This window comes from Solimonas fluminis (assembly GCF_002930645.1).
In the GTDB taxonomy this organism is placed as follows: domain Bacteria; phylum Pseudomonadota; class Gammaproteobacteria; order Nevskiales; family Nevskiaceae; genus Solimonas_A; species Solimonas_A fluminis.
In genome coordinates this window covers 74,849-89,162 of sequence record NZ_PSNW01000009.1, presented here as the reverse complement: position 1 = coordinate 89,162, position 14,314 = coordinate 74,849, and the positions used below count along the sequence as shown (strand labels likewise).

The window sequence follows — 14,314 nt, the reverse complement described above, 5'->3', positions numbered from 1 at the left end:
CGGAGCAAGAAATGTTATCCGAAGAACTTCAGAAGGCACTGGACGCAGCATTCGTCGCCGCCCGCATGGAAGGCCACGAACTGCTGACGGTCGAGCACCTGTTGCTGGCGCTGCTGTCCGACGCCAATGTCTCCGAGGCGCTGATCGCGGCCGGGGGCGACATGGACCGGCTCGAGCAATCGCTGCGCGACTACCTGAAGACGCACGTGCAGGCCGTCAAGGACAGCGACAAGCAGGAGGTGCAGCCGACGCTGTCCTTCCAGCGCGTGCTGCAGCGCGCCATCTACCATGTGCAGGCGGCCGGCAAGAAGCAGGTCAGCACCCTCAACGTGCTGGTGGCGATCTTCGCCGAAAAGGATACCCAGGCCGTGTTCCTGCTCAACGAGCAGGGCGTGACGCGCCTGGACGTGGTCAACTTCATCTCCCACGGCATCAGCAAGAACGGCAACATGCCGGAGAAGTCGCAGCAGGAATCCGAGGAGCGCGAGGACGCGCCGGAGAAGCCCGGCGGCAAGTCGGCGCTGGAGCAGTACGCCACCAACCTCAACGAGCGTGCCGCCCGCGGCCAGATCGACCCCCTGATCGGCCGCGAGCATGAGATCGAGCGGGTCATGCAGACCCTGTGCCGCCGCCGCAAGAACAACCCGCTGCTGGTGGGCGAGGCCGGCGTCGGCAAGACCGCGATCGCCGAGGGCCTGGCCTGGCTGGTGGTCGAGGGCAGGGTGCCGGACCTGCTGAAGAATGCGGTGATCTACAGCCTCGACATGGGCTCCCTGATCGCCGGCACCAAGTACCGCGGCGACTTCGAGAAGCGCTTCAAGGCGGTGATGCAGGAACTGCAGCAACGGCCGGGCGCGATCGTCTTCATCGACGAGATCCACATGATCATCGGTGCCGGCGCGGCCAGCGGCGGCGTCATGGACGCCTCCAACCTGCTCAAGCCGCTGCTGGCCTCCGGCGACTTGCGCTGCATCGGCTCCACCACCTACCAGGAGTACCGCGGCATCTTCGAGAAGGACCGTGCGCTGGCCCGCCGCTTCCAGAAGGTCGACGTGACCGAGCCGACCGTGGAGGACAGCGTCAAGATCCTCGAGGGCCTGCGCAGCCGCTTCGAGGAGCATCACAGCGTGCAGTTCACCCGCGGTGCCATCCGCTCCGCGGTGGAGCTGTCGGCCCGCCACATCACCGACCGCCACCTGCCGGACAAGGCCATCGACGTCATCGACGAGGCGGCGGCGCGCCTGCGCCTGCTGCCGGACTCCCGCCGCCGCAAGACCGTGCAGGTCCGCGACATCGAGGAGACCGTGGCCAAGATCGCCCGCATCCCGCCCAAGAGCGTCTCGGCCAATGACCGCGACAAGCTCGCCACGCTGGAGCGAGACCTCAAGCTGGTGATCTTCGGCCAGGATGCCGCCATCGAGCAGCTCTCGGCCTCGATCAAGCTGGCCCGCTCGGGCCTGGGCAACCCGGACAAGCCGATCGGCAACTTCCTGCTGGCCGGACCCACCGGCGTCGGCAAGACCGAGGTCACCAAGCAGCTGGCGCAGTTGCTGGGCGTGGAGTTGATCCGCTTCGACATGTCCGAGTACATGGAGCGGCATACCGTGTCGCGACTGATCGGCGCCCCCCCGGGCTACGTCGGCTTCGACCAGGGCGGCCTGCTCACCGAGGCGGTGATCAAGCACCCGCATGCGGTGGTGCTGCTCGACGAGATCGAGAAGGCGCATCCGGACGTGTTCAACCTGCTGCTGCAGGTCATGGACCACGGTTCGCTGACCGACAACAACGGCCGCAAGGCGGACTTCCGCAACATCATCCTGGTGATGACCACCAACGCCGGCGCCGAGGAGTCCTCGCGCCGCTCGATGGGCCTGATCGAGCAGAGCCACGTCACCGATGCGCTGGAGGTGATCCGCAAGATGTTCACGCCGGAGTTCCGCAACCGCCTCGACGCGATCGTGGCCTTCGCCCCGCTGGGCAAGGCGCAGATCGTGCGCGTGGTGGACAAGTTCCTGATGCAGCTCGAGGAGCAGCTCTCCGCCAAGGGCGTGCACCTGGACGTGGACGAGGACGCCAAGCAGTGGATCGCCGAGCGGGGTTACGACGTCAAGATGGGCGCCCGCCCGATGGCGCGCGTGATCCAGGAAAACCTCAAGCGTCCGCTGGCGGAGGAGCTGCTGTTCGGCAAGCTCGCCAATGGCGGCAGCGTGCACGTCTCGGTCCGGGATGGGCAGCTGGCCTTCGAGCTGGAGGCCAGGGAACGGCCGGCGGCGCTGGAGCCGGTGTGAGGCGGATCGGGTAGAAAACAAAAAGCCCGCGAAAGCGGGCTTTTTTGATGGGGCAACGAAAGAAGGCGCGAGGGAATGACCTTCACGCTGTTCTTTGGTTTCTTCACCTACCGGGGAGGGGTGGGGCCGGTCAACTGTGGCCGCTCACGCACTACGCTAGGATCCCAGCTTGGTGGGGGCCTGCGCGCTGATCTTTGGTTTCTTGACCGGCCGGGGAGGTGCAGAGCCAGTCAACTCCGGCCGCCCACTCTCGACGCTAGCATCCCACGCTTCGCGTGGGGCCCTGCACGCTGCTCGGGGCTTTACTTATCCCGGAACGTGATACGACCCTTGGTCAGGTCGTACGGCGTCAGCTGCACGGTGACCTTGTCGCCGGTCAGGATGCGGATGTAGTGCTTGCGCATGCGGCCGGAGATGTGGGCCGTGACGACGTGGCCGTTCTCGAGCTTTACGCGGAAGGTGGTGTTCGGCAGGGTGTCGACCACCGTGCCAACCATTTCGATGTGATCTTCTTTGGACATGAGCGCCAGCTTTTGGGAGGCGCATTATCGGGAAGTCGCTGGCCGGCATCAACTTTCCGGCCTTCCGGGCCGGTTTCCGGGGGACGGGCGGCTCAGCCATCGTCCTCGGGCAGGGGCTTCCAGCCGCCGTGCATCAGCACTTCCAGGGGGCGGAAATGGCGCTTGTAGTCCATTTTCTGGCTGCCCGGCACCCAGTAGCCCAGGTAGACATGGGGCAGGTCGCGCTGGCGGGCATCCTCCACCTGCCGGAGCACGGCATAGGTTCCCAGGCTGCGGCGGGTCTCGTCCGGGTCGAAGAAGGTGTAGACCGCGGAAATGCCGCGGGGAGTCTCGTCCACCACGGCCAGGGCCTGCAGGCGCCGCCCGGCACGGAACTCCCAGAAGCGCACCTCGCCCCAGGAGCATTCCAGGAAGGTATGGAAGGCTTCGCGGTTGTGGGCGTCCATGCCGCCGCCGGCGTGGCGGGACAGCAGGTAGTCGCGGTACAGCGCGTAGTGCTCCTCGTTGAGCCGGTGGACCACCTTCAGGCTCAGGTCGGCGTTGCGCGACAGGCAGCGGCGCTGCGTGCGGTTGGCCTGGAAGCCGGCGGCGGGAATGCGCGCCGGGATGCAGGACATGCAGTGCTGGCAATAGGGCCGGTAGACATGCACGCCGCTGCGGCGGAAACCCTGCTCCAGCAGCCAGCCGTAGCGGGCCGGAGTCAGGGGGAATTCCGGGTCGATGAAGGCATTGCGCGAGGCGCGGCCGGGCAGGTAGCCACAGACGTGCTCGACACTGAGGAACAGGCGGATGCGTTCGAGTTCGCTCATGACACCGCGAGCAGCGTGGGCGAGGCAACACGTCTCGGGCGATGCCCAAATGGCATCGCCCGTGTTGCCGAACGCCCGGCCATGGATGACCGGGCCGGGCTTGGATCGGCGAGCAGAAGTCCCGCCATGGATGGCGCTCCGGCAGCTTCTCGATGGTCCAAGGATGCGCCGGCCCGCCTCACGCCGCAGCCCCCCGACTGAGGTGTGCGGTCTCGGCCGGCACATCGATGTCGAAGCGCCAGCGCCCGATGCGCCCGGGTTGCTCGGCGGCGGGGCGCTGCAGGCGCAGGAACTCCTCGCGCGGCATTTCCACGGCCCCCAGGCTCAGCAGGTGCGGCGAACTGACTTGGCAGTCGATCAGGGCGAAATGCCAGGCCTGGAGCTGGCGGCAGAGCCAGTAGAGGGCGATCTTGGAGCCGTTGTCGGCGCGGGAGAACATCGATTCGCCGAAGAAGGAGCGGCCCAGCGCGACGCCGTAGAGCCCGCCGATGAGTTCGCCGCTGCGCCAGACCTCCACCGAGTGGCAGTGTCCGCCGCGATGCAGTTCCAGGTAGGCGCGCTTCATGTCGCTTCCCAGCCAGGTCCCGCGCGACTTGTCGCGCAGGCCGGCGCAGGCCTCCATCACCTCGGGGAAGGCCAGGTCCAGTGTCACGGCGTAGTCGGCCCGCTCCACCGCCTTGCGGAAGGAGCGGGATACCTTCAGGCCATCGGGCAGCAGGACGCTGCGCGGGTCCGGGCACCACCAGAGGATGGGTTCGTCGGGGTTGTACCAGGGGAAGATGCCCTGGGCATAGGCGCGCAGCAGCCGCACCGGCGACAGGTCGCCGCCGATCGCCAGCAGGCCATTGGGGTCGCGCATGGCCAGGTGCACCGGCGGGAAATGCTGATGCGGGTTGCGCGGGTCCAGCCAGTGCAGGCGGATGGGATTATCCATCTTTAGCTTGCGCCCTCCTTCTTGTAAGGAACATGCCGCATCAGCTCGGCATGGCGCAATTCTACAAAAGCCGTTTCGCGTTGCAGATGGGCTGCAACCGCCTTGTGGAGCCGCTCGTCGGCGAGGATGTGCGCCGAACGGGTCCGGACCGGGACGAAGCCCCGCGCCAGCTTGTGCTCGCCCTGGGTGCCGGCGTCGTAGCGGCGCAGGCCCTGGCCAATGCTGTACTCGATGCCCTGGTAGTAGCAGGTCTCGAAGTGCAGGGCGTGGTAGCGGTCCGAGCTGCCCCAGTGGCGGCCGTAGAGCGTGTCGCCGCCCTGCAGGGTCATGGCCATGGCCACCAGCCGGGAGCCGTCGTAGGCCATTGCAAAACGCAATGGGGTGTCCGGGGCGCTGCCGAAATCCTGCAGGAACGGCAGGCTCAGGTACGGCGCCTGGCCGCGTTCTTCATAGGTATTGGCATAGAGGGCGAAGACTTCCACCCATTCGGAGTCCCGCAGTTCGTGCCCGGCGCGCCATTCGAAGCGGATTCCGGCTTCGGCCACCCGCCGCCGCTCCTGGCGGATCTTCTTGCGCTTTTCGCCGGCCAGGCCGGCCAGGAAGTCCTCGAAGCGGGGGTAGCCCCGGTTGAACCAGTGGAACTGGATGTCCTGGCGTTCCAGCATGCCGGCCTCCCGCAGAGGGGCCTGGTCGGCCTCCGGGACGAACAGCGCGTGCAGGGACGTGGTGTCCCGGCCCATCGCGGTCAGCTGTGCCGCCAGTGCCGTCCGCGCCCCGGCATCCCGGGCTCCCAGGCGCGGACCGGTCGCAGGCGTGAAGGGAATGGCGCAGAGCAGCTTCGGGTAGTAGCGGCGGCCGATCCGGTGGCTGGCCTCGGCCCAGCCGAAATCGAATACGAATTCGCCATAGGAGTGCTGCTTGAGGTACAGCGGCGCGGCGCCGGCCAGGCTGCCGTCGTCCGCCTCGGCCAGCAGGTGGCAGGGTTCCCAGCCGCTGTCGCCGCCGACGCAGCGGTGCCGTTCAAGGGCGGAAAGGAAGGCGTGCCGGGTGAAGGGGTAGTCCGGCGGGAACAACGCGTCCCAGGCGGGCGCCGGGACCTCCGCGATGCGGCCAACCTGTCTCAGCCGCATCGCTGTGGGGGGCTAGTGGAACGTCGGGGCGACCGTGGGAATGTTCTTCAGGGCCCACTGCACGACCGTGTCGTGCTCGAAGCGGGAAATCTGCTCGGCGTCCGAGGGTGGGCCGGCCTCGCGCAGACGGCCATCGCCGTCGAACACGATGCTGGCGCCCGCGGTCTGGACCTTGAGTTCGCCGCTGTCGGCGCTATCGTCCAGGGTCAGCTGGAGGTAGCGCACGCGCAGGTCGGCGAGCTCCGGCACGCTGCGCGTGCCGGCCGCGATCAGCGCGGCCTGCTCGGTCGAGAATTCGCGAATCCCGCCTTCCGGGGTCAACACGAAATGCCTGGTCGTCGTCATGGTGCTTTCACCTGTCTTTCGCTACGCCTGTAGGTTGGACCTCGTTGCAATATGAAGGTTTGATCCCGGTTTTCAAGGGTGCCGGCGACCCGACGGAAGGACGGATGGCAGGCTATCATTCACCGATGGCCCGTACCGACCGACTGTCCTGATGTTCCGAAGCAAATCCCAAGCCACCGACGAAGCCGCCGGGCCCAGCTGGCTGGAGCGCCTGCCGCGCGAGGCGGCGATGCTGGCCTGCCTGGGGCTGTCGCTGTTCCTGCTGGTTACCCTGGTGTCCTACAGTCCCAATGACCCGGGCTGGTCGTCCTCCGGCACCCTGGAGCCGATCCGCAATCTGGCGGGCAGTGTCGGCGCCTGGCTGGCGGACGTGCTGCTCTCGCTGTTCGGCTACGTCGCTTTCCTGCTGCCTTGGGCGGTGCTGCTGGTGGGTATCCGCATTTTCCAGGCCCAGACGGAGGACGAGGCGGCGATCCCGCGCGGCATCCGCGTGGCGGCCTGGATCCTGATGCTGATCAGCCTCGCCGGTCTCAGCGCCCTGCACGTGGGAGCCTCGCCCAATTGGGCGCCCCAGGGTGCCGGCGGCATCGGTGGCCAGGCCCTGGCGCAGCTGCTGGTGGGGGCGCTGAAGGCTTTCGGTGCGACGCTGCTGCTGTTGACCCTGTTCCTGGCCAGCGCGCCGTTCGCGCTGGCTTTTTCCTGGCTGTCGCTGCTGGACCGGGTCGGTGCCTGGTCGCTGCGCACGCTGCAGCGGCTGCGCGAGGGCCGGGTGCCGCCGCCGCCCACCGACGAGCCGGCACCGGAGCCCGCGGAAGAGGGGTTCCGGGCGCCCGAACAGCGGCCGCTGGACGACTTCCTGGTGCCGGACGAACCGCCGGCGCGCGAGAAGCGCAAGCGCAAGGCGCCGGTGCTGTCGGTGCTCGGGACCGAGGAGGAGCAGTTCGACCTGATCCCGGCGCCGCCGCCGGAGCCGATCGAACTGGAGCCGATGGAGGCCCCGGCGCCGCGTCCGGCGCCCAAGCCGGTGGCCAGCAAGCCGAAGAAGGTCGAAAAGGCCGAGGTCCCGGCCTTCGAGGGCAATCCGCTGCCGCCGCTGTCGATGCTGGATCCGCCCCGGCCGAGCGGCCGCCAGTACACCCCGGACGAACTGGAGCGCCTGTCGCGTGACGTGGAGCGTCACCTGGCGTCATTCGGCGTCAAGGTCCAGGTGGTCAACGCCACTCCGGGCCCGGTGATCACCCGCTTCGAGATGCAGCCGGCACCGGGCGTGAAGGGCTCGCAGATCACCAACCTCTCGCGCGACCTGGCGCGCTCGCTGTCGGTTTCCAGCGTGCGCGTGATCGAGGTCATCGAGGGCAAGTCGGTGATCGGCCTGGAGTTGCCCAACCAGAAGCGCGAGATGGTGGTGCTGCGGGAGATCCTCGATTCGTCCAGCTACCGCAATATCGCCTCGCCCCTGACGATCTGCCTGGGCAAGGACATCGCCGGCCACCCGGTATCGGTGGACCTGGCCAAGATGCCGCACCTGCTGGTGGCAGGCACCACGGGCTCGGGCAAGTCGGTGGCGATCAACGCCATGATCCTGTCGATGCTGTTCAAGGCGACCAAGGAGCAGGTGCGCTTCATCTTCATCGACCCGAAGATGCTTGAGCTTTCGGTCTACGAGGCGATCCCGCACCTGCTGACGCCCGTGGTCACCGACATGAAGGATGCGTCCAACGCGCTGCGCTGGTGCGTGGGCGAGATGGAGCGGCGCTACCGGTTGATGTCGGCGCTGGGGGTGCGCAACCTGGCCGGCCTCAACAAGAAGATCCAGGAGGCCAACGACGCCGGCGAGCCGATCCGCGATCCGCTGTCGCGTGCGCCCGAGCTGTTCGACGAGGAGTTGCCGCCCTTCGAGCCGAAGGTGCTGGAGGAGATGCCGCACATCGTCATCATCATCGACGAGCTGGCGGACATGATGATGGTGGTAGGCAAGAAGGTGGAAGAGCTGATCGCCCGCCTGGCGCAAAAGGCGCGTGCCGCCGGCATCCACCTGATCGTGGCCACCCAGCGCCCCAGCGTGGATGTGATCACCGGCCTGATCAAGGCCAATATCCCTTCGCGCCTGGCCTTCCAGGTGGCTTCGCGCATCGACTCGCGCACGATCCTGGACGAGATGGGAGCGGAGACCCTGCTGGGCCATGGCGACGGCCTGTTCCGGCCGATCGGCTCCAGCCGCCTGGATCGCGTGCACGGGGCCTTCGTGGACGACCACGAGGTACACAAGGTGGTGGCCTACCTCAAGCAGGTGGCGCCGCCGCAGTACATCGAGGACATCTGCGCCGACGAGCCGCCGGCGCCGGGCGAGGGCGGGGGCGGCGGCGACGATGCCGAGGCCGATCCGCTGTACGACCAGGCGGTGGCGCTGGTGCTGGAGACGCGCAAGGCGAGTGTGAGCTGGGTGCAACGCCGCTTGAAGATCGGCTACAACCGCGCGGCACGGATGGTGGAGCAGATGGAGGCGGCGGGGATCGTGGGGCCGTCGGGGCCGGGCGGTAACAGGGACATTCTCACTCCTGGCGGACGTGAGTAGCCAGAGTAGCCGTCGCTTTTCCCTGCGATCTAGCCAGACCGTTCACCCCGAGTGCCGCGTAGCGGTGTATCGAGGGGCGCGCAACAGTTCGCAGAAAAACGGAATTCCGTTAGGTGTTTACCCCACCTCGCGATAAAATATTCGCCAGAGGGATCGCGTCCGCAATCGACTCCTTCTCCCCTTGTGGGAGAGGGGCTGGGAGAGGGGTGGCGGCCCTGAGGCCGCTCAGGTGCAGTGAGACTCTGAGGGTTGGTTTCGCCTGGGGGCGAGTAACCAAAGAAAGCACACCCAGGTGCGAGCGGCCCCGCTGAAGCGGGGCAACCTGCGCGATGCTCAGGCGCGACGGGTCGGACACACAGGCCATCCATGGCCTGCGTGTCCTCGGCCGGGCATCCATGCCCGGCTCGACCCTGCGCCCGCCCCCCGCGCAGGCACTCGCACAATGGGACCCGACATCAAAAGCATTCGCTACGCTCACCAAGACCCGAGGTTCAGAACCGATTCAGCCCCTCCTCGCATACTGGAGATGTCATTTTTGAACGGATTCACCACCATGAAGCTTCGCCTCTTCGCCGCCCTCCTGGGCCTGGCCTCTATCCTGCCTGCCCACGCGGAAGACCCCCAGACCACGCTGCGCAAGTTCGTGGATGGCGTGCAGACGCTGACGGCGGACTTCAGCCAGGTGCAGTCGGATGAAGCCGGCAAGGTCACGGGCACGAGTTCGGGCAAGATCGCTCTGTCGCGGCCTGGCAAGTTCCGCTGGACCTATGAGAAGCCGTACGCGCAGCTGATGGTCTGCGACGGCAAGAAGATCTACCTCTATGACCCGGACCTGGCGCAGGTGACGGTGCGGTCGGCGGAGCAGGCGCTCAGCGGCACGCCGGCGGCTCTGCTGTCGCAGAAGGCGCTGTTGGGTGATGCGTACACGCTGCAGGACGGCGGCAGCGAGAACGGCGCCAGCATCGTGCGCCTGTTGCCCAAGAGCCAGGATGGCGATTTCAAGTCGATCGAGCTGTGGCTCAGCAATGGCGTGCCACAGCGTATGCGCTTCCATGACCAACTGGGCGGCAAGACCGATATCCGCTTCACGGCGATCAAGACCAATCCGAAGATCGACGCGGCACAGTTCAGCTTCACCCCGCCCAAGGGCGCGGAAGTGGTGGACGGGGGCGGATGAGCGGGCCAGAAGAGCAGGGTGGCCGTCCATGGCGCGACAGCGGCGCGTCTGAGCCCCCCCCTGCCCAGCCATCCATGGCTGGGCGTTCGTCGGGGCCGACGTCCACTGGGCGTCGGCCTCATCCGACTCACCCGCTGGCGGAGCGCATGCGTCCACGGACGCTGGACGAGGTCTTCGGCCAGGATCACCTGCTGGGGCCCGGGGCGCCGCTGCGCGTGCTGCTGGAGGCGGGCAGTATTCCCTCCATGGTGTTCTGGGGGCCGCCGGGCGTCGGCAAGACCACGCTGGCGCGGTTGATCGCCCAGCACAGCGACGCGCAGTTCCTGACGCTGTCGGCGGTGCTGGCGGGCGTCAAGGACATCCGCGAGGCGATGGCCGCGGCGCAGGCGGAGCTGCGCGGACTGACGCCGCGGCGCACCCTGCTGTTCATCGACGAGATCCATCGTTTCAACAAGGGGCAGCAGGACGCGCTGCTGCCCTTCGTGGAGGACGGCACGGTCGTGCTGGTCGGCGCCACCACGGAGAACCCTTCCTTCGAACTCAATGCGGCGCTGCTGTCGCGGCTGCGCGTCTTCGTGCTGCGCGCGCTGGACGAACCGGCGATCCTGGATCTGCTGCGCCGTGCCCTGGCGGATGCAGAGCGCGGCCTGGGCACAGGCCAGGAGGCGATCCCGGAAAGCTGGCTGCGGCGCATCGCCGAAGCCGCCGACGGCGACGCACGGCGCTCGCTGATCCTGCTGGAGACGGCGGTGGAACTGTCGCGCGCCGAGGCTTCCCGCGATGACGCGCTGCTGGAGCGGCTGATCGGCAGGGGCTTCCGCCGCTTCGACAAGCAGGGCGAGAATTTCTACGACCAGATCTCGGCCCTGCACAAGTCCGTACGCGGCAGCGATCCGGACGGTGCCCTGTACTGGCTGGCGCGCATGCTCGATGGCGGCGCCGATCCCGGCTACCTGATGCGGCGGGTGACGCGCATGGCGGTGGAGGACGTAGGGCTCGCCGACCTGCGGGCCCAGGGCCTTTGCCTGGAAGCCTGGGATACCTATGAGCGGCTGGGCAGCCCGGAAGGGGAACTCGCGATCGCGCAGGCCGTGGTCTACCTGGCGGTGGCCCCCAAGAGCAACGCCGTCTACACCGCCTACAACGCGGCGCGCGCGGTAGTGGAGCAGACAGGATCGCTGGAGGTGCCCCTGCACATCCGCAACGCGCCCACCAGGATGATGAAGGATCTTGGCTACGGCGAGGGCTATCGCTACGACCATGACGAAGCGGGCGGCCATGCGGCAGGCCAGCAGTACCTGCCGGACCGCTTGCGCGGCACCGAGTTCTACCAGCCGGTGCGACGTGGCTTCGAGATCAAGATTGCCGAGAAGCTGGAGCAGCTGCGGGCGGCGAAGAAGGGCTCCGGATCATGAGCACCTGGCTCGCAGTGGCACTCGGCGGCGGACTCGGCTCGGTCTGCCGTCTTGCGGTGGTGCGCTGGGCGGCGGCGCTGGGCGCCGCGAGTTTTCCCTGGGGGACCCTGGCGGTCAACGTCTGCGGCTCGCTGCTGGCGGGGATCGCCTATGCCTTGCTGGTGGAGCGCTTCGACGCGGCGGCCGGGTGGCGCGCGCTGTTCATGACCGGCTTCCTCGGCGGATTCACCACCTTCTCGGCCTTCTCGCTGGAAACCGTGCGCCTGGCGGAAGAGGGGCAGGTATTGGCGGCATTCTCCAACGCGGCCTTGAACCTGGTGCTGTGCCTGGCGGCCTGCGTCCTGGGCCTGCTGCTGGTGCGGCGCTACGCCTGAGACTCCGGCCTGTCGCCCGGACAGGCCCCGGCGCCTACAATACGCGCCACAAGAATCACGGACTTCTCCCATGCTCGACCCCAAGCTTCTCCGCAGCCAGACGGAGCAGGTCGCCGCGCAACTCGCGCGCCGCGGCTTCGTCTTCGACCTTGAACGCTTCAACGGCCTGGAAGCCCGCCGCAAGCAACTCCAGACCGAGACCGAGCGCCTGCAGTCCGAGCGCAATGCCGGCTCCAAGCGCATCGGCCAGGCCAAGGCCAAGGGCGAAGACGTGACGCCGATCCTGGAGAGCATGGACGCGCTCAAGCGCCAGCTGGCCGACAACGAGCAGGCCCTGGCGGCCCTGCAGGTCGAGTTCGAGGATTTCGCGCTGCGCCTGCCGAACCTGCCGCATGCCTCGGTACCGGACGGACAGGATGAGGGCGGCAATGTCGAGGTCCGCCGCTGGGGTACGCCGCGGGACATCGCGAACCCCAAGGATCATGCCGACCTGGGCGAGGCACTGGGGCAGATGGACTTCGCCGCGGGCGCCAAGCTGACCGGCGCGCGCTTCACCGTGCTGCGCGGCGGCCTGGCGCGCCTGCATCGCGCCCTGGTGCAGTTCATGCTCGACGTGCACACGCGGGAGCATGGCTACGAGGAGCTCTACGTTCCCTACATCGTCAACAGTGCCTCGCTGCGTGGTACCGGCCAACTGCCGAAGTTCGGCGAAGACCTGTTCGCGCTCAAGGGCGAGCAGGAATGGATGCTGATCCCGACGGCGGAGGTGCCGGTCACCAACCTGCTGCGCGACGAGATCGTCTCGGCGGAGACGCTGCCGCGGCGCTGGGTGGCGCACACGCCCTGCTTCCGCTCGGAGGCCGGCTCGGCGGGCCGCGACACCAAGGGCATGATCCGGCAGCACCAGTTCGAAAAGGTGGAGCTGGTGCACGCCGTCGAGCCCTCGCAGTCCTACGAGGCGCTGGAGCAGCTCACCGGCCATGCGGAGAAGATCCTGCAGAAGCTGGAGCTGCCTTACCGCGTGATGGCGCTCTGCACCGGCGACATGGGCTTCGGTGCGGCCAAGACCTACGACATCGAGGTCTGGCTGCCTTCGCAGCAGCGTTACCGCGAGATCAGCTCCTGCTCCAACTGCGAGGACTTCCAGGCGCGCCGCATGCTGGCCCGCTACCGCGGTGCCAACGGCAAGCCTGAACTGCTGCACACCCTCAACGGTTCCGGCCTTGCGGTGGGTCGCACGCTGGTGGCGATCCTGGAGAACTATCAGCAGCCGGATGGTTCCATCGAGGTGCCGGCCGCGCTGCGCCCGTACGCCGGCGGTATCGAATCCGTGCAGGCCTGAGCGGGCGCCGGAGCGCGATCGGACCGTGGCGGGGCCGGGCGTGGGCCTCTGCCGCCCTGCCGCAGGTTCTGCCGGGTGCGGGCCGCCGTAACGGTCATCCGAAAAACAGAAAAGCCCCCGATTCCGGGGGCTTTTCGTTGCTGGCCAAGGCCAGCGGGCTGCTGACTATGCGCCAGAGCTTAGTTCGACTTGTTGCTGCCCCACTTGATCAGGGCCACGACCGGGCCCAGGTTCTGGGTGGTGATGTAGGGGTTGGCGGTCACCGAGACGGTGATGCCCGCCAGGTCGATGCCCAAGCCAGCGCTGCCGCTGGTGCCGCTGGTGCCGCTCTGGGCGAAGCCCGGAGCGGAAAAGCCCATCGCCGCCAGTGCAACAACCGTGATCATCTTACGCATGAGAGTGACTCCTGGGCCTTGCGGCCTTACTTGAAGTTGATACCGTAACCGACGGCAACGGCGACTTCGGCGTCGGCGCCGTAGCGCTCGCCGAGGTTGGTGCCGCCGACCGTGACCGTGAGCGGGAAGGCCTTGAAGGGAGCGAACGACACGCCGGCATTGGTGAAGCGGCCGGTGTGCTCGGCGATCAGCGCGATCTGCGGGGTGAAGTACACGCCGACCGAGCCGAACAGGTTGGCGCCGGTGTCGCCCGGCTCGTTGAAGATGCCGTCGCCGATGCCGATGTTCACGATCGAGGCCACCGGGCCCAGGTCGAAGAACTTGGCCGCGGCAGCGTAGACGCTGGAGCGGTTCGGGTTGTTGTCGCCCCAGCGGCCGGTGCCGGTCACGCCGACGGCGAAGGAGGCATCGCCCGGCAGGTTGGTGTGCAGCTTCAGGCCGAAGGCGCCGACTTCGCCGAAGCTGTCGCCGCTGCCCTTGTCGCCGAACAGCGAGGACGAGGCGGCAGCCACTTCAAGGCCGACGTACTTGTCCGCGTCACCCAGGCCGACCGCAACGCCGAAGGAGCCGTCCGCGTCGTCGTTGTTGCAATCGCAGGTCTGGCCGTAGACGCCGAAGCCCACGCCGCCCCAGCTGGCGCCGAACGCCGTCGGGACCTGCAGGGAGGGGGAGGCAACGCCCTTGAACGCGGCAGCGGCGCTGGCCGATTCGACCTGAGCGAGGGCGGGCGTGCTGGCGGCCATCAGTGCGCTGGCTGCGAAGAAAAACTTTTTATTGAAATTCATAAGCATAAATCCCCGTGATAATGGCTCGAGGCTACGATTGCAGCCGGTTTTGTGCACCGCGACAGCGCAACTCTAGAGGCTTATCCCACTGATTACAAGCCCTAAATTGGCTGTTTTGAATGCTTGCTCGCTGAGCTCCTCGCAGGCTCAACAGCGAAGACCGCCAAGCCGGTGAGGAATGTAGATCGACTGACGGGTCCGCCGCTGTGCGGCAGCTCACGTTT

The 14,314-nt window shown here is 67.4% G+C and carries 13 protein-coding genes; 6 read left to right on the top strand and 7 right to left on the bottom strand.

Annotation, left to right across the window (positions count from 1 at the left end; genetic code table 11):
• Positions 1-11 precede the first annotated feature (11 nt).
• The gene (gene clpA / locus C3942_RS15860) at positions 12-2,288 is read left to right on the top strand and encodes an ATP-dependent Clp protease ATP-binding subunit ClpA (protein ID WP_104231343.1); all 2,277 of its coding nucleotides are present in this window, start codon (positions 12-14) and stop codon (positions 2,286-2,288) included.
• Positions 2,289-2,590: 302 nt separating this feature from the next.
• Here clpA and infA read toward each other — a convergent pair whose 3' ends face one another.
• The 5 genes from infA to C3942_RS15835 form a co-directional block, all read right to left on the bottom strand.
• Positions 2,591-2,809, bottom strand: coding sequence for a translation initiation factor IF-1 (infA, locus tag C3942_RS15855; RefSeq protein ID WP_104231342.1), 219 nt, complete (start codon positions 2,807-2,809; stop codon positions 2,591-2,593).
• Between the two features lie 92 nt (positions 2,810-2,901).
• On the bottom strand, positions 2,902-3,618 hold the full coding sequence (locus tag C3942_RS15850; protein ID WP_104231341.1) for an arginyltransferase: 717 nt from the start codon (positions 3,616-3,618) through the stop codon (positions 2,902-2,904).
• Between the two features lie 178 nt (positions 3,619-3,796).
• Positions 3,797-4,552, bottom strand: coding sequence for a leucyl/phenylalanyl-tRNA--protein transferase (aat, locus tag C3942_RS15845; RefSeq protein WP_104231340.1), 756 nt, complete (start codon positions 4,550-4,552; stop codon positions 3,797-3,799).
• Positions 4,553-4,554: 2 nt separating this feature from the next.
• Entirely contained in the window at positions 4,555-5,682 is a 1,128-nt protein-coding gene (locus C3942_RS15840) for a GNAT family N-acetyltransferase (RefSeq protein WP_104231339.1), read from the bottom strand.
• Positions 5,683-5,694: 12 nt separating this feature from the next.
• Positions 5,695-6,027, bottom strand: a complete 333-nt coding sequence (locus C3942_RS15835) for a hypothetical protein (RefSeq protein WP_104231338.1) — start codon at positions 6,025-6,027, stop codon at positions 5,695-5,697.
• Between the two features lie 151 nt (positions 6,028-6,178).
• On the opposite strand from C3942_RS15835, the gene C3942_RS15830 reads away from it, so the two are divergent.
• The 5 genes from C3942_RS15830 (at position 6,179) to serS (ending at position 12,910) form a co-directional block, all read left to right on the top strand.
• A complete protein-coding gene (locus C3942_RS15830) occupies positions 6,179-8,602 on the top strand; it encodes a DNA translocase FtsK (RefSeq protein ID WP_104231337.1) in 2,424 nt (807 codons plus the stop codon).
• Positions 8,603-9,155: 553 nt separating this feature from the next.
• On the top strand, positions 9,156-9,779 hold the full coding sequence (gene lolA / locus C3942_RS15825; RefSeq protein WP_104231451.1) for an outer membrane lipoprotein periplasmic chaperone LolA: 624 nt from the start codon (positions 9,156-9,158) through the stop codon (positions 9,777-9,779).
• A gap of 74 nt (positions 9,780-9,853) precedes the next feature.
• Entirely contained in the window at positions 9,854-11,194 is a 1,341-nt protein-coding gene (locus C3942_RS15820; protein WP_104231336.1) for a replication-associated recombination protein A, read from the top strand.
• Positions 11,191-11,568: a fluoride efflux transporter CrcB gene (gene crcB, locus C3942_RS15815; RefSeq protein ID WP_104231335.1), complete on the top strand. Its 378-nt coding sequence runs from the start codon at positions 11,191-11,193 to the stop codon at positions 11,566-11,568. The genes C3942_RS15820 and crcB overlap by 4 nt, the downstream gene beginning before the upstream one ends.
• A gap of 70 nt (positions 11,569-11,638) precedes the next feature.
• Positions 11,639-12,910, top strand: a complete 1,272-nt coding sequence (gene serS / locus C3942_RS15810; protein ID WP_104231334.1) for a serine--tRNA ligase — start codon at positions 11,639-11,641, stop codon at positions 12,908-12,910.
• A gap of 179 nt (positions 12,911-13,089) precedes the next feature.
• Here the strand turns inward: serS and C3942_RS15805 are convergent, their stop codons facing one another.
• The gene (locus C3942_RS15805) at positions 13,090-13,305 is read right to left on the bottom strand and encodes a hypothetical protein (RefSeq protein ID WP_104231333.1); all 216 of its coding nucleotides are present in this window, start codon (positions 13,303-13,305) and stop codon (positions 13,090-13,092) included.
• Positions 13,306-13,331: 26 nt separating this feature from the next.
• On the bottom strand, positions 13,332-14,090 hold the full coding sequence (locus C3942_RS15800) for a hypothetical protein (RefSeq protein WP_243393630.1): 759 nt from the start codon (positions 14,088-14,090) through the stop codon (positions 13,332-13,334).
• Between the last annotated feature and the right edge of the window lie 224 nt (positions 14,091-14,314).